We start from the raw sequence: 19504 nt of genomic DNA on the forward strand, positions 1-19504 counted from the left end.
TTCAGACACATTCTGGAAAATAGGTATTACCAATTTTGTTGCATTTGATGCGTCGGGCGTTACCAATGGCGGCAGACGAGTTTCAGCAGGGGAGAGGCGTATCTCATGAAGATACAATCGGCCAAAGTGATCGTGACGTGTCCCGGACGCAATTTCGTGACGCTCAAGATCGAGACCGATCAGGGCGTGTACGGCATTGGCGATGCGACGCTGAACGGGCGAGAGCTGTCCGTCGTCTCCTATCTCGAGGATCATGTCATCCCCTGCCTGATCGGCATGGACCCGCAGCGGATCGAGGATATCTGGCAGTATCTCTATCGCGGTGCCTATTGGCGGCGCGGCCCGGTGACGATGCGCGCGATCGCGGCGGTCGACATGGCGCTGTGGGACATCAAGGCGAAGATGGCGGGCATGCCGCTTTACCAGCTGCTCGGCGGACGCAGCCGCGACGGCGTGCTGGTCTATGGCCATGCCAATGGCAGCGACATTGCCGAGACGGTCGAGGCGGTCGGCCATTATATCGACATGGGCTACAAGGCGATCCGCGCGCAGACCGGCGTTCCCGGTATCAAGGACGCCTATGGGGTAGGCCGCGGCAAGCTCTATTACGAGCCGGCGGATGCCAGCCTGCCCTCTGTCACCGGCTGGGACACGCGCAAGGCGCTGAACTATGTGCCGAAGCTGTTCGAGGAGCTGCGCAAGACCTATGGTTTCGACCAACATCTGCTGCACGATGGGCATCATCGTTACACCCCGCAGGAAGCGGCGAATCTCGGTAAGATGCTCGAGCCCTATCAGCTGTTTTGGCTCGAGGATTGCACTCCCGCGGAGAACCAAGAGGCGTTCCGGCTGGTGCGCCAGCACACGGTCACCCCGCTGGCGGTGGGCGAGATCTTCAACACCATCTGGGATTGCAAGGACCTGATCCAGAACCAGTTGATCGACTATATCCGCGCCACCGTCGTGGGGGCAGGGGGGCTCACGCATCTGCGCCGGATTGCAGATCTCGCCAGCCTGTACCAGGTGCGCACCGGTTGCCACGGGGCGACCGACCTGTCGCCGGTCACCATGGGCTGCGCACTGCATTTCGACAGCTGGGTGCCCAATTTCGGCATCCAGGAATATATGCGGCACACCGAAGCCACTGACGCCGTCTTCCCGCACGATTACCGGTTCGAGGCGGGATTGATGTATTGCGGCGAGACGCCTGGCCATGGCGTCGACATCGATGAGGCGCTGGCGACGAAATATCCCTACAAGCCCGCCTATCTGCCCGTTGCGCGGCTCGAGGACGGGACGATGTGGAACTGGTGAGCGCTGCTACTCACGCTGCTGAAGGCACTTTCTGACCGGAGTCCTTCAGCAGCGTCCACAGCACCACGGCCGCGACCAGATCGAGCCCGGCGAGCGCGGCGAACAGCGGATCATAGCCGAACGTGTCCGCGCTCTGCCCGATCAGCAGCGTGAACAGCATGCCGCCGATCCAGGCCGATGTCCCCGCCATGCCGCTCGCGGTGCCGACGGTCTTCTTGTCGAACACATCGGCGCACAAGGTGATCAGCGCGCCATTGAGCATCTGGTGCGCAAAGCCGCCGATGCAGAACAGCGCAATGGCCATGCCGGGCGAGGTCGCAAGCCCGATGCAGGCTGGGCCGGCCATGCACAGCGCGCCGATCGTCATCGTGATCTTGCGGCTGGCGATCAGCCCCGTCCCGCGTTTCATCAGCCAGCCGGGCAGCACCCCTGCGGCCAGACTGCCGAAATCGGCCGCGAGAAAGGGCAGCCAGGCCCAGAGCGCGATCGCCTTGAGATCGAGATTCCACGCCGAGACCAGATAGAGCGGGATGAAAAAATTGAACGTCTGCCACGCCGGTTCGGACAGGAAACGCGGTGTCGCGATCGCCCAGAACGAACGGCTGCGCAGCACGTCGCGCTTGGTCGCCGGCTTGGCGGTGACACCTCGGCGCGCCCCGCCTCGATCAGGTCGCGCTCCCGTTGCGAGAGCCGGGGATGCTCGGCTGGATCGCGATAGCCGAACCACCACAGCCCTGCCCAGACCAGGCTGAGCACCCCGGTGACGACGAACGCCGCCTCCCAGTTCCAGGCGAGAATGCAGAAGGCGACCAAAGGCGGCGCGATCATGTTGCCCACGCTGGTGCCCATCTGGAACAGGCTGGTGGCGAGCGAGCGTTCGCGCGGCGGGAACCAGGTCGCGACGGTCTTGGCCCCGGCTGGGATCGCCGCCGCCTCAGTCGCGCCGAGCAATGTGCGGAAAAAGGCCAGGCTGGCCCATCCGGTGGCAAAGGCGTGCGCCATGTTCGAAAGTGCCCAGCCGATCGCGAACAGGAAGAAGCCGAGCCGCGTGCCCAGCGCATCGAGCACCGTGCCTGCGACGGTCTGCATCACCGTATAGCTCGCCTGAAACGCGAGCACGACCCAGCTATATTGCTCGGTCGTCATCGCGAATTCGGTCTTCAGCGTGGGGGCGGCGACCGAGAGCGTCGAGCGCGCGAGATAGTTCAGGATCGTCCCCAGGGTCACCAGACCGATGATCCACCAGCGCAAGCGCCCGGTCCGAATTGCGTTCATCGGTCTGCCTTCACGGAAAAAGGGACCGGGCGCATGGCCCGGCCAAGGGGAGTAGAAACTGCCTCTCAGCGCGCCGGGATTACCGAGATGGCCGAGACCACCGCACCGCTGTCGCCACCGTTGAAATCGAGCTTCAGCCCGCCGCGCGATGCCAGGTCGAAGCTGCGCGTTACCGCCTTGAGCGATCCGCCAGCAGCCTTGGCAGGGTTGAAGCCGGTCAGCACGGGCTTGCCATTGGCGAGCACGGTGATGCTGCGCGCAGCCGCCTTGGCGGTATCGGCTTCGGGTTCGAACATGTGCAAGGTCACCGTCCAGCGGCCGTCGGGCAGTGGCAGGTCGTAACTGAACGCGCCCTGGCGATAGGAGGCGTAAAGCTCGGGGTCGCCGGTCCCGGTGACGTTGCTGGGTGCGACCCTGGTGCGGCCTGCCATGCGCAATTCGGATGCCTGGCCGCCGGTGAAGAAATTGTCCGACCCGAAGCGGAGCCCAGCCGACGTCGTCAGGCCGGTGAGATGCCCGGCACGCACATGCAGCCCCTTCGTGGCATCGGGCGCGGTCCAGCTGACGCTGTCGGCCAGCACCTTGCCGTCGCGCTCGGCCGAGGCGGCGACCTGATTATTCCCTGCGCGCAACCGCACGCCGGGCCAGACGCAGATGCGATCGGGGCAGTCCACCGTGCCGATGGCCTGGCCGTTCACCGTCAGGCTGGCGCGCGGCGCGTTGCTATAGGCGCGCACATCGACCACCGGATAGGCGCGGTCGATATAACGCCTGCCGGTCAGATACAGCACCGGCTCGTCGGACCATTGCGCCTTGTAGAAATAGAAGGCGTCCTTGCGCGTCTTGCGGTCATGGCTGACCAGGCCCTTGTCGTTGAGGTCATAGGCCTCGCCTTCCTCCCGCGCGGTCGAGGCGAAGTCGAACATGTTCCAGATCCAGCTTGCCGAGAGGAACGGGGCCTTTTGCAGGGCCTTCCAGTTTTCCTCGTGCACCCAGGCCTGAAACTCCTCGGGATGCGGACGGCCATTGGCATTGACCGGTCCGCCCAATGGATTGTCGGTATGCTGGGTGAAGGCCCCGCCTGCGCCATATTCGGTGACGGTCATTGCCCGGCCCGGATAGCGCGCGTGCAAGGCGTCGAGCGCGCGCGATAGATCTTGCGGCTGGCCGTAATACCAACCGAAATAGCGGTTGAGCCCGACCACATCGGTGACATCGTTCAGCACCTGCGCGCCCGGACGCGACAGGGGCGATGGTATGCCTTCGCAGCAATCGGCATAGAGCGTCGGGCGGCTCGGATCTTCGCGCTTCGCCAGCGCATTGAGTTCGACCAGCATGTCGCGCGACTTGGCGGGGGCGCCCTTGCCGCCCTTCATCAGCGCCATGATCGCCGCGCCGATATCGATCTCGTTGCCCACCGACCACAGCATGATCGAGGGATGGTTGTAATTCTGCCGGATCAGCTCGGTGAGCTGCGCGCGCGCATTGGCGACGAGCTCGGGGGCGGGCAGCGATTCGTCGAACGCAGACTGGTGGACGAAAGGCAGTTCGGCCTTCACCACCATGCCGCTCTGATCGGCAAGGTCGCTCCATTCCTGGGCGTGCTGGTAATGCGCGTGGCGCACTGTGTTGACGCCCATTTCGGCCATGATCGCCATGTCGGTGGCATGATCCTCCGGGCTCAGTGCCCAGCCTTTGCCTTGCCAGTCCTGATGCCGCGAAGCGCCGTGCAGCCGCATCGGCTTGTCGTTGAGGATGAAGCCCTTGTCGGCATCCCAGGCGAAGCTGCGCACACCAAGCGGTTCGGTGACGCTGTCGATCACGCGGGCACCCTCGCGAAGCTCGACCGTGACCGAATAGAGATAGGGGTCGGCGCGGCCCTGCCACAGCCTTGGATTGGTGAGGACGAGCGACGTGGTCAATTCGTGCGTCTCGCCTGCGCCAAGCTGCCGGGCGGGCACGGTCGCGTTGGCGACAGTCCGGCCATCGGCATCGGCGATGTGCGCGATCACGGCGAGCTTGCGCGGCTTGGCCCCGGAATTGCGCAGTCGGGTCAGCACGGAAACTTCGGCTCGTTCGGCAGTGACCGAGGGCGTCGAGACATAGATGCCGGGTCCGCCATGATCCATCAGGTCGATCGAAGCGGCATCGGTCTCGATCAGCGACACGCCGCGGTACAGCCCGCCATGGATGAAGAAGTCGCCGCCCAGCGGGATGACATGCTCGGTAGTGCTGCCTGGCTCGGGCTTGCTGTTGTCCGCACGCACGACGATGATGCTCGACTGGCCCGGCTTGAGGAAATCCGTGATATCGAACCGGAAGCGCGAGAACGCGCCCTTGTGCTGGCCGACATGCTGGCCATTGACCCAGAGATCCGCGATTGCCCCGACGCCGTCAAACTGCAGGATCGCGCGCTTGCCCTTGGCAGGCACAGGCTTGTCGAGCTGTAGCCGATACCAGCCGGTGCCTTGACGCACGTCCGTGCTCTCGGCGCGGTGGGCAGTGTAATTGCCCATGCGGTTCCAGCTGTGCGGAAGGCTCACGGGCTGCCACTCACGGTCATCGAAGTCCGCGCCGGTCACGCCATCTGGTGCCTCGCCGAACAGGAAGCGCCAGCCATCACTGAGCGGCGTCACCGATCGGGCGGTACTCGCAGCCGCGCGAACAGGATGGGGCATGGCGCCAGTAGGGGCTGAGCCTTGTGCGAGAGAAGGGGCGGACATGCACATTGCCGCCACACCCAGTGCTGCGCCAGCCAAGCGATGCATCGCGCACGGCCCCATGCGGTGTTCCCTAGTCATAGCACCACTCCCTGATTATTGGTTAGACCAAATACGATCGCTACGAGGGTGTCAACCTGAAAAGCGGATGCGCAGGCGATCGCAGCCGTGCGATCATACTGGCAGCCACGAACCCGTTCGATACACAGGATTATCGAAGCGAAGCGCCGAATTAGCCGATTTTGCGGGATGAGCTTATAATCGTTGCGTGAAGCAAGCCGGCGATAATGTCGGGAGTGGCAAGCCCTTGCTCGCTTCGGAATTGGTCAGGTCACATCAGTCACCAGGCACGGAATTCCTGTTCCTCCTGATGGTGACTTTGTCCGGTCCGGTGCAGAAAGTTCAGAAGATCGGGCTGGGCCTTGCGGAGACCAGCATCGCGGCGCGCCATGCCGCCAAAGGCGCACGACCGGGAAGGCGGGGACCCGCTAATTGTGGAGCGATAGGATAGCAGCGCGGCTCACGAGCCCGTAGCCGGGGGAATCTGCTTCTGAAGCTTGGGAAGGTTTGGTGGACGCACTAGGGCTCGAACCTAGGACCCGCTGATTAAGAGCCATGATCAGAGGGTCCTAGCGCGTCCGCATGTGTCCAAGAATGTCGGAAATCTGCGATTTATAGTCCGCATTGTTCTTGAAATGTTCGCCAGTATCCACTACAAAAAGCTACCTAAGGTAGCAGGTACATATGGCGAACAAAGTAGGTTTGACGGACGCCAAGATCGCAGGGCTCAAGGCGCCGGCGGCTGGTCAGATTGAGCTGGCCGATGGTATCGTCCCCGGCCTGAGGCTCCGCATGGGTGCCAGTGGTATCAAGACATACATTCTGCGCAAGCGGGTTCAGGGCAAGTGGTTGAATGTGACCATCGGACGCCATGGTCCGAGTTTTACCCTCGCCCATGCGCGTAAGAAGGCGCGCGATCTGCTTGTCGATGTCGAGCAGGGCAAGAGCATTGCCAGGAAGCCGGGTGCTAAGAGGAAGGGGTCAAAGGGCGTCGGTACGGTCGCCGAGCTCTACGAGACGTATCTGTCCCAGCAGATCGAGGGCAAAAAGCGCAGCGCGAGGGAGTTCGATCGGGTCTTCCGAAAGTACATTGAGCCCGAGCTGGGAGACCGCCTCGCGGACTCCATTACCCGAGGTGACGTGAGCCGCTTTGTTGAGAAGATCGCATTCGAGCGGGGCAAGGAAACCCTGACGATGGCGCGGATCGTCTATCGCCATCTTTCGACCTTCTACACGTGGGCACTCACCAGACTCGAGCATATGCCTGCTAATCCCTGCCGGGACGCGTGGCGTCCGAAGCGGAATGAACCTCGTGATCGCGTACTCAGCGACCGAGAACTCGCGGCGCTATGGCAATCTGCGGTCGAGGATGGCTATCCGTTCGGTCACCTTGTGCAGATGCTTGTCCTTACGGCTCAACGCCGGGGAGAAGTGCTCGATGCAGCTTGTGACGAGTTCGATTTCAAGGCGAAGGTCTGGACCGTCCCAGGCGACCGAGCGAAAAATGGCAAAGCGAATGTGGTGCCGCTGTCCGCGCAGGCTCTTGCAGTCGTCACAGAGGTATTCATGGCCGCAGGGATCGACCCTGACGACGCTCACAAGCAATCCCAGATTCTGTTGGCATCGAAGGTCACCAGCACGAACAGCGTTAGCGGCCTCTCGAAAGCATGGAAGCGGATCAGAGCAAGCGTGGACGAGAAGCTCGGCTACGAAGCCGGTCACTTCACAATGCATGACATTCGGCGGACGGTGGCAACTGGCCTCCAGCGTCTCGGCATACCTCTGGTGGTTTCTGAAGCGGTCCTCAATCACCAGTCAGGATCAGCTATGGCCGGTGTGGCGGGGGTCTATCACCGACACCAGTATACCAACGAGAAGCGCGAGGCGTTGGCGTTGTGGGGTAAGGAGGTAATGCAGATTGTAGCCAAGTACCCAGCCGAGGCCAAAAGCGGCTAAACTCCCGTGCAGTCGCTTGCTTGCAAAATGGTCCAGCCCGGCAACAATCCGTCGATTGCCTCTGTTTCGGCTAACTTGCGGATAGACCGCTAAAAGCGCCAATGGCGAAGGACGTCGCGGACATATCCGGGCGTCTCGCCATTCCGCGGTATACCGCCCGCGCGTTCGACTGCACCTGGACCGGCATTGTAGGCCGCGACAGCGAGGTGAACCACGCCGAACCTGTCGAGCATCTGCCTCAGATACCGCGCCGCGCCGAAGATATTGGCCATGGGGTCAAAGCGATTGAAGACGCCGAGTTCCTTTGCCGTTGCTGGCATCAGCTGGCCAAGGCCCGCAGCTCCTGCCGGGCTGACAGCAAGGGGGTTATAGCGGGATTCCGTCCAGACGAGCGCGTCGAGCAGGCCGGTAGGCAATGAATACTTCGCTTCCGCCGCATAGACGTGGGGCAGGTAGCTCGCCCGCCGAAACCCGGATGGGGCAGTTTTGGCCTTGGGCTCGTATCTGTACGGCAGGTTGACCCGTCCATGTTCTGCAACGCTCGAACTTGGTGCTGGGGCGGCTTGCGCCGATTGCCAGAGCCCATGCTCGACCAACTGGAACCCGTTCGATGCCTCTGCAATCCGGATGCCATCGGAGCGGCTGTCACTTTCTTCGGGCATGTGGGGAGCCGGCAGGTCTTGCGCGCTGGCAGGAGTGGCAAACGCGATGGCGATGCCAATGCTGCCGATCATCAGGGTTTTCAGTGGCATTTCTCGATCCTTCTATAGCCGAATCGAGAGAGAACATATAAAGAACATAGGGCGTAGGAAAATGTTTTGGCGCTGGTGCAGAGCGGAGGCTGCACGGGGAGGGCACCTCAACCGGAGAAGGTCGATGCCCCAGCTAAAGAACAGTCATCAACTCGAACGCCGCGCCCGCACGATTGTCGAACGCCTCAACGGAACATGGCGCCAGGGCAAGGGCATGTGCTGCTGTCCCGCCCACGACGACCGCACACCGTCGCTCAGCGTGACCTTGGGGCGAAAGGCCATCCTGTTCCATTGCTTCGCCGGATGTTCGAATGAGGACGTCATTGCAGCATTGGATCGCCAGGGCGTTCGCAGCCGCGAGCTCTTTGACGGTTCTGGCGCCTTTACCGCCGATCGGCACAATCATGGTGACTTCAGCCCCAATGCGCGACGCTTGTGGCAATCGGCTTCGGCGATCTCCGACAGTCCCGTCGAACGATATCTCTCACAGCGCGGTCTCCAGCGCGCATCTGACCAGTTCCGTTACCTGGAACGTACGCCGCTCGGACCACGCGGGGCAGTTCAATTTATCCCTGCGATGTTGGCGGCAGTCACGACTGACATGGGCATTATCGCAGTACACAGGACATTTCTCGACGTGGCGAGAGGCAAGCTGGCCGGTTTCGAGCGGCCCAAGCGTGCGCTTGGCACCCTTGGCTGTGGTGCCGTCAGACTTGCGCCGGCAGTGCAGGGGCGTCTGGGTCTTGCCGAAGGTATCGAGAGCGCCCTGTCAGCAATGCAGCTCTTCGGGATGGCCAATGCTGCTGGCGGAGAAGGCTCGCGGGGCAAGGTCAAGGGCTCGGAGCAGGGTATCGCTGGCGTTCGCCTCCAGAACCTCCTGCCCCGCGCGCGGGTGCTTTACGCTTCGGCAACCGGCGCGTCCGACGTCAACAATTTGGCCTATGCGATCCGCCTTGGGCTGTGGGGGCCGGAGACCGCCTTCGCCAATCGCGAGGCCTTCGTCGCCGACATTCGTGACGGTGGAATCGCAGCGATGGAGCTGGTCGCCCGGGACCTCAAGTCGCTCGGCCTCTACACCGCGCGCGCATTGTCCTTCGCCGGCGTCGAATACGAGATCCTCGAGCACCGCCTTAGCGAGGATCAGATCGCGGTCTATGATGCCTACGCTGAGGCCTGGGCGATCATTCACGCCAACCTGCGCGAAGCGCTGGAGGCCACGCGGATCGTCGATAGCGAAACCGGGGGGACGCTAAACTCGGGGGCCAAGTCCGCAGCAATGTCGATCTTCGAAGGAACCAAACAGCGCTTCTTCGCGCAGCTGCTTCTTTCGTTGAAGCTGCCCAGCCTGTTGCCAGCCATCGACGCCGCGATTGCCGAGGGGAACGCCGTTGTCGTCCAGCTCGTCTCGACCGCAGAAGCCATGCTCAATCGTCGGCTTGCCGACCTGTCGGACGAGGAACGCGAAGCTCTGGAGATCGATCTGTCCCCGCGGGAATATGTGATCGACTATCTCGCCAAGAGCTTTCCTGTCCGGCTGATGGCCGTCTTCACCGATGAAAATGGCAATCCTCGCTCCGAGCCGATGAGCGACGAGCACGGCGCGCCGATATTGTGCCGATCGGCACTCGCCGCGCGCGACCGGATGATCGAACAGCTCTGCGCCTTGCCCCCAATCGCCACTCCACTTGATGCCATTATCGAACGCTTCGAGGTCGACCAAGTGGCGGAAGTCACTGGTCGCACGCGACGGCTCATCGTCGGCCGTGATGGTCGTCAGAAGCTGCAATCCCGGTCGCCGCGCGCCAACGTCGCTGAAACCGAGGCCTTCATGGACGGGACCAAACACATCCTGGTCTTCTCCGACGCCGGAGGGACCGGACGCAGCTACCATGCAGATCTAGCTGCGAAGAACCAGGCTCGCCGCGTTCACTTCCTGCTCGAACCGGGTTGGCGGGCTGACGCCGCCATCCAGGGGTTAGGGCGGACCAATCGTACCAATCAGGCATCAGCCCCGCTGTTCATGCCAGTGACGACCGATGTGCGCGGTGAGCGCCGGTTCATCTCGACGATTGCTCGGCGGCTCGACAGCCTCGGAGCTCTGACACGCGGGCAGCGCCAGACCGGCGGACAGAACCTGTTCGATCCGTCTGATAACCTCGAAAGCATCTACGCCAAGGAAGCGCTCCACCGCTGGTTCGGCCTCTTGTTCACCGGCAAGCTCGAAGCAGTCAGCCTCGGGCGCTTCCAGAAGCTGACGGGCCTCAGAATCGAAGCTCCTGACGGGTCTATGGTCGATGACCTGCCGTCGATCCAGCGCTGGCTCAACCGCATCCTCGCACTTCCCATCGCTTTGCAGAACGCGATCTTTGACGAGTTCATGGGGCTCGTCGAGGCGCGTATCGATGCCGCCCGTCAGGCCGGCACACTCGATCTGGGCCTTGAGACCATCGCAGTCGAGGACTTCACGGTCATCTCGGACACATTGCTGCGAACCGATCCGGCCTCGGGCGCTACCACCCATCTGTTGGAACTGGAAATCGCCCGGGCCGTGAAGCCGATCACGTTGAAGCGCCTTGAGGAGCTTTATGGCCTCACTGGGCAAAGCCAGCGGCACGTTCGGAACGCCCGATCAGGACGAGTTGCCTTGCTTGTGCCCGCCCGCAGCATTCTTGCCGATGACGGCACGCGCGTGTCCCGCTTCGAGCTGCTGCGCCCGCTGAAGCGCAGTCACATCACTGATGATCAGCTGGCTGAAAGCAGTTGGGAGGGTATCTCCGTTGACGCTTTCCGCGAAGCCTGGGCGGCCGAGGTTGAAGAAGCGCGGTCCAGCCTCAAGCGCGAGCGCCTCTATCTTGCGACGGGCCTCCTGCTGCCGGTCTGGGATAAGCTCCCTTCGGATTTCGTGAGGGTGAGCCGCATCTCGGCGGCGGACGGCCGGTCGCTCCTTGGCCGGGAGGTTCCTCTCCATTGTGTTCCGGAACTGTGCCAGGCGCTGGGTCTGGAACGCGAGCAGACGCTCTCCGCCGATGACATCGTCCAGACCGTCCTGGCGACCGGCCGAGCCATGGAATTTGCCGGCCGTGAGCAGATCATGGTCAAGCGCAGTCTGGTCAATGGCTCACAGCGAATTGAGCTTACCGGGTGGGGCGCTCCGCGGCTCGACTGGTACAAGGCCCAAGGCTGCTTCACGGAAATCATCCGCTACCAGACCCGGCTGTTCGTGCCGATCGAGGGCGCGGCGAGCGTGATTGCCAGATTGGCATCATCCGCATAGACCGTTGCCAAATGGCATTATTGAGCGTATATGCTGCCATATGGAGAAATGCCATGCTGGCTCTGCAACCCGTTGATACTGCCGTTACCGCTTTCCGTCCCGATCCGATTAGCCAGGACGAGGCAGCTGCCATGTTCCGGGCAGTCCTCAATCTGTTCGTCAAATGGGAGCTGACAGACGACCAGGCTGCAACCCTGCTCGACATGCCGGTGCGCTCCTATCGCCGCTGGAAGGCCGAAGGCCCTGGGCGCGTTTCGCGTGATGGGCGTGCGCGTCTCTCCAACCTCATGGGTATCCACAAGGCGCTCCGCATCATCTTCTCGGAGGCGACGCGGGGATATGCCTGGATCAGGGCAGCCAATAACGCGTTCGGTGGAGCCAGTGCGCTCGAAGTGATGCTCGGAGGCGAACTCACCGACATCATGCGGGTGCGTCGCTACCTCGACGCCGAGCGTGGTGGCTGGTGAGCGGAACGGCGGCCATCCCCGTTTCTCGAGTTGAGTGGAAGGGCGCTGTCAGGATCATCCGGAGTGCATTTCCGCCGATCGACCTTTTCGAAGACATCGCTGATCCAGCCGACTGGCCGCTGCTGATCTCGGCAGAGCAGAAGACCAATCCGCGCATCATGGCGACGATTGGCAATCTCGAGCTGGTGCCGATCGATCGCCGCGTTGGCGGCAATGGCGCTTCCTACCTCATGGCACCGTTCACCCATGTCAGCACCGACAGGCCAAGTCGCTTTACCGATGGCAGCTATGGTGTGCTCTATGTCGGCGACCGGTTTGAAACCGCGCTGTTCGAGACAATTCACCACCATGCCCGCTTCATGGCGCGAACCGGGGAAGCGCCTGGATGGACCTCGCAATTCCGGGAGATCGTCATGTCAGTCGATGCTGACCTCCATGATCTTAGAGCTGCAGATGCAGAACCGACCCCGATGCTGGACCCTGACAGCTACGCGGCATCTCAAGCTCTTGCTGCGAATCTCAGGGGCGCGGGATCGGACGGCCTTGTCTATCCGAGCATTCGAAATCCAGGCGGGGAATGCGTCGCGCTCTTCTATCCGGACTGCGCGTCAAATCCTTTGCAGGGGCGCCACTTCGATTATCACTGGGATGGCCAGCGCGTTGACCTTGTCCGCGATGCCGGTTCGGGAGCTGTTTTCCGTATCGTCGATTTGCCGCCCGATCCTGTCTGACCGCATGAGTTGGCCTTCCGGCCGAGTGCTGTAGGATCTGGGAGCATAGTGTCCGGCCAGCAGACTCAAGTCTGCGTACCAGCCTTCACGAGTTCATGAAGGGCTTTGTCCGGCGAAACCGGGCCCTTGTACAGCGGGCTACATGGCGTCTCCGCTAGCTTGGCCGAAATCGCCAGGAGGTCGTCATCATCACCCTTTTCATAGGCATAGGCGGCCAGCCTGAATTCGGCCTGCTTAACGAACTCATTGAGGATGCCGACGACGCTCCGGTTCGCAGTCTTTGCGTACCGGACCTGGTTCATCCGCCAGATTTCCTGGGCAATGAATTCAGATGAGACGCCGTGCTCCTTCAGAATCAGCGCCAATTGTGCCGGGAATCTTAGAGCAAGCGTAGCCGCTGGGGCCAGGGGCATAAGCACGGGAAGCAGCGTGCGCTCAGAAACCAGCAAAGCGACTTGCGGCTTCCAGAACAGCACTGTGGCATACCAGTTGCCCAGGGCGGTGTCGCTTTGTCCGGGCTCAGCGATCTCGGGTTTGATCCGATCAAGCAGCTTCTTGGTGCAGTGGAGGTGAAACATGGCGGCTTAGGATAGTGCTCGCTGTCAAGCGCGTCCACTGACGCTACCGGCCACGCCGCTGGAATAGTTGGAATTGAAGGGACCGACCAAGTCACGCCGTTCCGGGTATTCACGAAAATGGCAGCTTCAGCCCCCAAAGCGGACATAAGGGAGTCATCGGAGAGGGCAAAGGCGGACAGATCGATCCTTTGATGGTGCGGGCCCAAGCATATTGCAGGACGGCCAGCGCGCAAACCTCGATTGGAATTGCAATCGAGCCATTGTCAAGAACCCAAGCGGCGCACATTCGTACTTCATTGACGGGTCGGTGTGCCGAAGGGCGGATTTCTCGCGAGCGCAACTGGTGTGGCATCCGCTGCTTCGGCGAGCAGGTAGTTGATGTAGCTTCGCGTGAGGTTGCAGTAGAGATGCGCTTCTTTGAGCGTCGGAGACACGTCGGCAGCCAACTGCGTGCCATGACGCACACCCCCGCCCGTTGGTGATGAGAGAAATCCGTGCATCTTGGTCATCCAGCCCAGAGCCTCGGCGAGCGCGCCGCCACGGTGATGATTGCGCAGATTTCGGACGATCTCGTTGAAATATTTGCCCTCGATCGTGCCAGTCCCGGTATCCAGTCCTTGGAAGGCGGTGGCGACCGTCTCCAGCAGCCAGAGGATTTCTTGGACCGCGGGTCGCGGCCGCTGCTCGAGAAGCAGCCGGTCGGCTTGATCGAGAGATGCGTGGATCAATTCCACGGCCTGCTCGCCGATCGATCGCTGCGGCGTTTGGACCGGGATCGGAGTCTGAGGATTGCGGGGCAAGAGGTCGGGCGGCCGCACCTCAAAGGGGGCGCCGTGGTCGAACAATATTTGGTTGATGATGTCGACGTCAGGCAGGCCGATGGTGGGATGTTCGCGATGGACCTGTTGGCAGCCGTCCCAGAAAGCTGCGATGAAGGTCGCCGCATTGTCAGCGGAGGTATTCATCGCATTCTGAAGATCGCCTATCGCCCAGCTTTCGTTGGAGCTCCAACTGGTGCCGCCATTGAACTTCGCCTTGAAGAGTTCGAGTATTTCCCAACTGGACTCGGCCTGCGCCGCGATAGCGTGGATGAGCGAGTTGAAAGCATTTACCGCCGGTCGATCCAGTTTTCCTGGCGATCCAAAACGCCATTTGGTCGGCATGTTAAGAATCACGGGCGGCCCCTTCGACGTAAGCTGGTTCTAAGAAACAGTGCCGACATGATCATGCGCGAGACTGATGAACGCCTCCAATGCAGCAGACAGATTGCGGCGGCTAGGATAATAGGTGGTGAGCGGTGCCGGTGATCTGCGCCAAAATGGATGAGGGTTGGCCGCGCCAATATCGGTGCTTTGTAGCTGCAAGAACGCTATGGTTGCGTGGGAGGAATGGATCTTAGCGAGCCTTCCGGGGAGGACATGTGCGGCTAGCCGAAATACGGATCGAGAACTTCAGAACTTTTGGCGAAGGGGACGCCGCGTTTCAACTGACCTTGCCGACCGGCATCGCGGCACTGGTGGGAGAGAACGATTCCGGCAAAACCGCCATCGTTGATGCCATCCGGCTTGTTCTGGGTACACGAGGCCAGGATTACTTCCGGGTCGGCGAGGCGGATTTCCATCAGCCACCGGGCGGCGGCGTGGCCAGGAACGAGATTCGCATTCTCCTGCGGTTCGACGCGCTCAGCGCGAAAGATTGCGGCGCCTTTCTGGAGCATCTCACCCACCTCGACGGCAAGGCCCATCTGTTTCTGCACTGGCAAGCGGTGGCGGGCTCCCGCGGCCCGACTCGACGCTTCACGACCGTAGAGTGCCGTTCGGGTGCCACCGGCGGTGGGCCTGCGTTGGAGGCCTCGGCACGTGCTCTCCTTTGCGCGACCTATCTGCGGCCACTCCGCAACGCCGATCAGGCCCTTTCAGCCGGCCGCGGCTCTAGGCTTGCACAGATCCTCCAACAGACCGAAGAGATCGCGAGCGTCGGCGAGGACTTCAATCCCGCGGCGTTCCCCGAAAATCCAGCGACGTTGAGCGTACTCGGCATCGGCGACTTTGCCAACGAGTTGCTGGAACGTCAGGCCGGGATCGGCAACGCGCGGGCACGCTTGAACGACGATTATCTCGCCAAGCTTTCGTTCGAGGGCGATACGCTGAGAGGCGCGATCTCGGTCAGTGGTGCTCGCGGCGACAAATCCGCACGGCTGCGGCAACTGTTGGAGAAGCTGGAGCTCGATCTGCGTGACGACGGGGTCGCCGACCCGCCCCCGGGGCGCGGCCTTGGCTCCAACAATCTGTTGTTCATGGCATCCGAACTACTTCTCCTCAGCCAAGAAACGGACGGCTATCCCGCATTGCTGATCGAGGAGCCCGAGGCCCATCTTCATCCTCAGCGCCAGCATCTGCTGATCGACTTCCTGAAGCAGAAGGCGATCGTGGATCGAGGTGCCGAACATGGGCTTCAAGTCTTGATGACGACCCACAGTCCATCGCTTGCCTCGTCGCTGAAACTGGAAAACCTCGTTCTAGTTCGTCACGGGCGAGCGTTCCCGATGGGGCCCGAGCACACTCTGCTCGCGCCGGACGACTATGCGTTTCTCGAGCGGTTTCTCGATGCCACGAAGGCGAACCTCTTCTTCGCTCGGGGTGTCATCATCGTAGAAGGCGATGCCGAGAACATCCTCCTGCCGACGCTCGCCCGGCTGATCGGAAGGGATTTGGCGCGCCACGGCGTGTCGGTCGTCAACGTCGGAGGTACGGGCCTGGGCCGATATGGGCGAATTTTTCAGCGCCGCGCGGTGAACGAACAGGGGCTCCTCGACGTCCCGGTGGCCTGCATGACCGACATGGATGTGATGCCTGATTGTGCGGTCGCTATACTTGATCTCACAGCACCGGACGGTTCGGAGCCCGCGAAGAGTAGCAGGCGGTGGCGCAAGAAGGGCGACTTCGAGGGTGACGGCCTTGAGAACCACCGCGCTTCGATTGCTTCCCGCGCCAACGGCCAATCGGTCCGTACTTTTGTCGCCGACGAATGGACTCTCGAATATGATCTAGCGCATTTCGGCATTGCGCGAGAGGTTTGGATTGCCGCGGATCTCGCGATCGCGGACGAACGTATTCATGCGGGTCGAGCGACGGTGGCCCAAGTCCTGCGTACCTCGATGCGCAGCTTCCGCAACCTGCCCGAACTAGACCCTGAGAGCCGCAGCACGCAGGTATATGCGAAGTATCGAGGCGGCGCTTCCAAGGCGATTGCGGCCCAATATCTGGCGGCGTTGCTCGATCGCGCAGCGGAGAAGGGCCGTCTCACTCCGGCCGCACTTCGCGAGCGCCTGCCAGCCTATATACGGGCGGCGATCGACTATGCCACGGGCAATGTCGGCGATGCGCCGGCGTGATCGGCGTATTGGAACTTCTGGCGCGGCCCGTCAGTGACGAGGACGTTGCCGCTGCGTGCGCCAGCCTGGGCTTGCCGCCCTTGGCGTTTCACGGAGCGGACGGCGACGATGCGCGTCTTGCCGTTTTGCGGTCAAACGAATCGATCGACGTCGCAGCTTGCCCCGGTAGCGGAAAGACGACGTTGCTTGTCGCGAAGCTCGCGATCCTCGCGAAACGCTGGACCCCGTCAGCCGCTGGCGTTTGCGTGCTCTCACACACCAATGTCGCCCGGCTGGAGATCGAGAAGAGGCTTGGCGCGGACCCTGCCGGCCGTTCGATTCTTGCTTACCCGCACTTCATCGGTACGATTCACGGGTTCGTGAATCAGTTCATCGCGCTTCCTTGGCTCAGGTCGCAGGGGATCGATGTGGTCGCGATCGACGACGACATTTGCCTCCGCAGGCGATTGCACAAACTGACCCCGCCCCAGCGCTCTCGGGTTTTGCAGACCAAGCGCCGCGAAGATCTCCTTCGCATCATCGACGCCGACCACGATCTTGGCGATATCCCTTGGGGTGGCGGGCTGCTTGGCAAGCACACTGCGACCTATCAGGCGCTCGTTGCCGCATGTCAGGCGACGACGACGGAGGGATATTTCTGCCACGATGACATGATGATTTGGGCGGCACAGGCCCTCGATCGCAATCCCGACTTGCGAAAAGCGGTCCGTCGGCGATTCCCGATGCTGTTCTTGGACGAGGTTCAGGACAATGATGACGTCCAGTCCTCAATCCTCCACCGTCTGTTTATGGACGACGATCAACCGGTCGTGCGTCAGCGTTTCGGCGACATGAACCAAGCGATTTACGGGAGTGCATCCGCAGCCGATGTGGATGGCGCGAACGGCGATGCATTTCCCAACGCAGAAATTTCCATCCCGGTGGCCAACAGCCATCGTTTCGGCAACCAGATCGCGACCCTGGCTGACGGGCTCGCATTGTCCCCTCCCGGCCTCATCGGTCTGCGCGAGCATCCTGAAGCCGAACAGGGCAGACACGCTGCAATTCTGCTCTTCGACACCCAGCATGCCACGGCCGTGCTACCGGCGTTTGCACATCTCCTGACGACGCGGTTCAGTCCCGCAGAGCGCGCGACTGGCATCTTCGCTGCTGTCGGTGCGATCCATCGCGATACTAATCGACCGGACCCGCCAAATTGCGTGGCCCATTATTGGGAGGGTTACGATCATGAGCTTGCCCACATCGAAGGGCGACCTGCCACCCTGATCGGCTATCTCAGGCGCGGTGTCCGGGACGCGGCCGGAACAGGAGATGTTCGTCCCATAACCGAGAAGGCCGCCGACGCCGTGTTGCGGCTGGCGACGATGCTCAACCCGTCCGTTCGACATCCGAAGCTGGCCAACCGCTTCCGCCAGCTGGGTCGGCTTCTCGAACACGATGCTGCGACACTCCGACGGTTTCATCTTTTGTGCTTGAAGGTTGCGGCCGGAGAACTGCCTACGAACGCCCGGGTGTGGCAGAGTTGGAAGAAGCCGATCACAGATATTGCCACCGCTTTGCTGGCGGGCGCCGCAGCGGGAAGTGCGGATGAATTTATGGCGTGGGACGACGAGCTGGGAGCGGTCGGTGCTCTGGCTACGCCGGGCAACATCTTCTCCTACCCGAGCGTGGAGCCTGCGGTCCGGATCAAGGTCGGCTCGATCCATTCTGTCAAAGGTGAGACTCATCTCGCCACGCTCGTCTTTGATACCCACTACAAAGGGTCGCACCTCACTCGGATAAAGGACTGGCTTACGGGCGCGAGATCAGGACTGACCGCCAACAAGCCCGAGCTACGCAAGAGCCTGAAGCAGCATTATGTTGCGGTGACTCGCCCTTCCCATTTGGTTTGCCTGGCCATGCGGAGCGATGCCTTCACGGATGCCGAACTCGTGCTGCTGCGCGCGCGTAACTGGAACATTGGCGACATCGCCAACCATCAGATCGTCTGGCGGCCCTGAAATTGCGTCGCGGACTTTTGCCTGTCCGCACCCTCACTCCTGCGGTGCGGAATGGCCGAGCTCGATCGCCTTTTTTCGCTGGGCTGAAGTCAGCGCTTTCCAGATGCGATGGACGTTGCGCCGGGGCATTGCCCCAAGATCTGCGACATAGCTCGCCTTATCTAGCCGCACCTTGAAGAACGTCGGGTCGTGATCGATTGCGTTGGCCTGCAATCGCCAGAACACCACATTCGCGAATTTCGGCGTCAGCGATTTGTGGATCCGATAGTAAGCGAGCGCATTCGAAAGGATGTCGTTCGCTTCGGTCGCTGCAAGCCGTTCCAGTGCGCGCAGGCAGCTTTCGAGCCTCATCTGCCGCATTCGTTCGGCCAGGGCTTTACGCGCCTCGTCCGGCCCCAGCTCGCGGCCCTCGTCGAAGACAGCGACCTGGAATTTGAGGATGCACTCGGAACCGACGTCGAGGCGGTGACCCGTTTGATCGTTCCGGATCTCGAAATGGTATCGAAGACCCTCCTTGTCGCAAAGGCGGCAGGTCTCCTCCGGAATCTCGTGATCAACTGTTTGGCCGGTGAACTGCCATTCCCGGAAGGCAGCAGGCAAAGTCCCTGCGACCGACAATGGGAGGATATTCTCGGCTACGCGTCTCGGGAAGTTATCCATGCTCGGCATCATCTCCAGCCTGTGCGGGAAGACAACTGCAAATCGACAAGGCCACAGAATATATGAATGTCTGCTCCTGACAGAAGCTGTGAAGGAATCACTTCGTCTGGAAGGCGCCCCAACATCGGATATACCGGCACGGGCTGCGATTACCCGCTAGCGGTCTGTCTGCTCAACTTGACCGACGCGACTGGCGAACGGCAAAATCTGGGCCTTCACAGCGCCTCCGGATCGTGATAGAACAAAACGTGACCTAATTGCATTCCTTAGAGCCTGATCCGAAATTAAGTTGAGTGGTGCCAGCGGGTTAGCTTGACGCGAGC

At 61.6% G+C, this 19504-nt stretch carries 14 protein-coding genes and 1 tRNA gene; 7 read left to right on the forward strand and 8 right to left on the reverse strand.

What is annotated here, in order from left to right; genetic code table 11:
• Positions 1 to 105: 105 nt before the first annotated feature.
• Entirely contained in the window at positions 106 to 1314 is a 1209-nt protein-coding gene (manD, locus tag AX735_RS22915) for a D-mannonate dehydratase ManD (protein ID WP_066284902.1), read from the forward strand.
• Between the two features lie 10 nt (positions 1315 to 1324).
• Here the strand turns inward: manD and AX735_RS26565 are convergent, their stop codons facing one another.
• The 4 genes from AX735_RS26565 to AX735_RS25450 all read right to left on the reverse strand — a co-directional run bounded on the left by AX735_RS26565 (position 1325) and on the right by AX735_RS25450 (position 5959).
• A complete protein-coding gene (locus tag AX735_RS26565) occupies positions 1325 to 1834 on the reverse strand; it encodes an MFS transporter (RefSeq protein ID WP_446471856.1) in 510 nt (169 codons plus the stop codon).
• Positions 1723 to 2589 (reverse strand): MFS transporter, encoded by an 867-nt coding sequence (locus tag AX735_RS22920; protein WP_231750235.1) that lies wholly within the window; start codon positions 2587 to 2589, stop codon positions 1723 to 1725. The genes AX735_RS26565 and AX735_RS22920 overlap by 112 nt, the downstream gene beginning before the upstream one ends.
• A 65-nt stretch (positions 2590 to 2654) precedes the next feature.
• On the reverse strand, positions 2655 to 5267 hold the full coding sequence (locus AX735_RS22925) for a glycoside hydrolase family 2 TIM barrel-domain containing protein (protein ID WP_171007750.1): 2613 nt from the start codon (positions 5265 to 5267) through the stop codon (positions 2655 to 2657).
• A 610-nt stretch (positions 5268 to 5877) separates the two neighbouring features.
• Positions 5878 to 5959 (reverse strand) — tRNA-Lys (locus tag AX735_RS25450).
• 94 nt (positions 5960 to 6053) lie between these two features.
• Here AX735_RS25450 and AX735_RS22930 point away from each other — a divergent pair.
• Positions 6054 to 7325, forward strand: a complete 1272-nt coding sequence (locus tag AX735_RS22930; protein WP_066284903.1) for a tyrosine-type recombinase/integrase — start codon at positions 6054 to 6056, stop codon at positions 7323 to 7325.
• An 89-nt stretch (positions 7326 to 7414) separates the two neighbouring features.
• Here AX735_RS22930 and AX735_RS22935 read toward each other — a convergent pair whose 3' ends face one another.
• The gene (locus AX735_RS22935; protein ID WP_066284904.1) at positions 7415 to 8077 is read right to left on the reverse strand and encodes a lytic transglycosylase domain-containing protein; all 663 of its coding nucleotides are present in this window, start codon (positions 8075 to 8077) and stop codon (positions 7415 to 7417) included.
• A gap of 124 nt (positions 8078 to 8201) precedes the next feature.
• Between AX735_RS22935 and AX735_RS22945 the strand changes: the two genes are divergently transcribed.
• Genes AX735_RS22945 through AX735_RS22955 form a run of 3 tightly spaced genes read left to right on the forward strand, consistent with a single transcriptional unit; the run spans position 8202 to position 12549 of the window.
• Entirely contained in the window at positions 8202 to 11351 is a 3150-nt protein-coding gene (locus AX735_RS22945) for a strawberry notch C-terminal domain-containing protein (protein ID WP_446471855.1), read from the forward strand.
• Positions 11352 to 11404: 53 nt separating this feature from the next.
• On the forward strand, positions 11405 to 11818 hold the full coding sequence (locus tag AX735_RS22950; protein ID WP_066284906.1) for an MbcA/ParS/Xre antitoxin family protein: 414 nt from the start codon (positions 11405 to 11407) through the stop codon (positions 11816 to 11818).
• Positions 11815 to 12549 carry an RES family NAD+ phosphorylase gene (locus AX735_RS22955; protein WP_066284907.1) on the forward strand — a complete coding sequence of 245 codons (735 nt, stop codon included), beginning with the start codon at positions 11815 to 11817 and terminating at the stop codon, positions 12547 to 12549. The genes AX735_RS22950 and AX735_RS22955 overlap by 4 nt, the downstream gene beginning before the upstream one ends.
• A 65-nt stretch (positions 12550 to 12614) precedes the next feature.
• Here the strand turns inward: AX735_RS22955 and AX735_RS22960 are convergent, their stop codons facing one another.
• Positions 12615 to 13127 (reverse strand): DUF6933 domain-containing protein, encoded by a 513-nt coding sequence (locus tag AX735_RS22960; RefSeq protein ID WP_066284908.1) that lies wholly within the window; start codon positions 13125 to 13127, stop codon positions 12615 to 12617.
• Between the two features lie 293 nt (positions 13128 to 13420).
• Entirely contained in the window at positions 13421 to 14290 is an 870-nt protein-coding gene (locus AX735_RS22965) for a hypothetical protein (RefSeq protein ID WP_066284909.1), read from the reverse strand.
• A gap of 257 nt (positions 14291 to 14547) precedes the next feature.
• Here AX735_RS22965 and AX735_RS22970 point away from each other — a divergent pair, with 257 nt between their 5' ends.
• Both AX735_RS22970 and AX735_RS22975 read left to right on the forward strand, forming a co-directional pair.
• Positions 14548 to 16521 (forward strand): AAA family ATPase, encoded by a 1974-nt coding sequence (locus AX735_RS22970; RefSeq protein WP_066284910.1) that lies wholly within the window; start codon positions 14548 to 14550, stop codon positions 16519 to 16521.
• Positions 16518 to 18521 (forward strand): UvrD-helicase domain-containing protein, encoded by a 2004-nt coding sequence (locus AX735_RS22975; protein WP_066284914.1) that lies wholly within the window; start codon positions 16518 to 16520, stop codon positions 18519 to 18521. The genes AX735_RS22970 and AX735_RS22975 overlap by 4 nt, the downstream gene beginning before the upstream one ends.
• 33 nt (positions 18522 to 18554) lie before the next feature.
• Here the strand turns inward: AX735_RS22975 and AX735_RS22980 are convergent, their stop codons facing one another.
• Positions 18555 to 19181: a hypothetical protein gene (locus tag AX735_RS22980; protein ID WP_066284924.1), complete on the reverse strand. Its 627-nt coding sequence runs from the start codon at positions 19179 to 19181 to the stop codon at positions 18555 to 18557.
• Positions 19182 to 19504: the final 323 nt, after the last annotated feature.

Origin of the sequence: Blastomonas sp. CCH1-A6, from assembly GCF_001556365.1 — a bacterium.
Taxonomy (GTDB): domain Bacteria; phylum Pseudomonadota; class Alphaproteobacteria; order Sphingomonadales; family Sphingomonadaceae; genus Blastomonas; species Blastomonas ursincola.

Bases quoted from the DNA above. Each gene is read 5' to 3' on its own strand.
- manD (WP_066284902.1), top strand. From the start codon at position 106: ATGAAGATACAATCGGCCAAAGTGATCGTGACGTGTCCCGGACGCAAT.
- AX735_RS22920 (WP_231750235.1), bottom strand. From the start codon at position 2,589: ATGAACGCAATTCGGACCGGGCGCTTGCGCTGGTGGATCATCGGTCTG.
- AX735_RS22925 (WP_171007750.1), bottom strand. From the start codon at position 5,267: ATGCCCCATCCTGTTCGCGCGGCTGCGAGTACCGCCCGATCGGTGACG.
- AX735_RS22930 (WP_066284903.1), top strand. From the start codon at position 6,054: ATGGCGAACAAAGTAGGTTTGACGGACGCCAAGATCGCAGGGCTCAAG.
- AX735_RS22935 (WP_066284904.1), bottom strand. From the start codon at position 8,077: ATGCCACTGAAAACCCTGATGATCGGCAGCATTGGCATCGCCATCGCG.
- AX735_RS22945 (WP_446471855.1), top strand. From the start codon at position 8,202: ATGCCCCAGCTAAAGAACAGTCATCAACTCGAACGCCGCGCCCGCACG.
- AX735_RS22950 (WP_066284906.1), top strand. From the start codon at position 11,405: ATGCTGGCTCTGCAACCCGTTGATACTGCCGTTACCGCTTTCCGTCCC.
- AX735_RS22960 (WP_066284908.1), bottom strand. From the start codon at position 13,127: ATGTTTCACCTCCACTGCACCAAGAAGCTGCTTGATCGGATCAAACCC.
- AX735_RS22965 (WP_066284909.1), bottom strand. From the start codon at position 14,290: ATGCCGACCAAATGGCGTTTTGGATCGCCAGGAAAACTGGATCGACCG.
- AX735_RS22980 (WP_066284924.1), bottom strand. From the start codon at position 19,181: ATGGATAACTTCCCGAGACGCGTAGCCGAGAATATCCTCCCATTGTCG.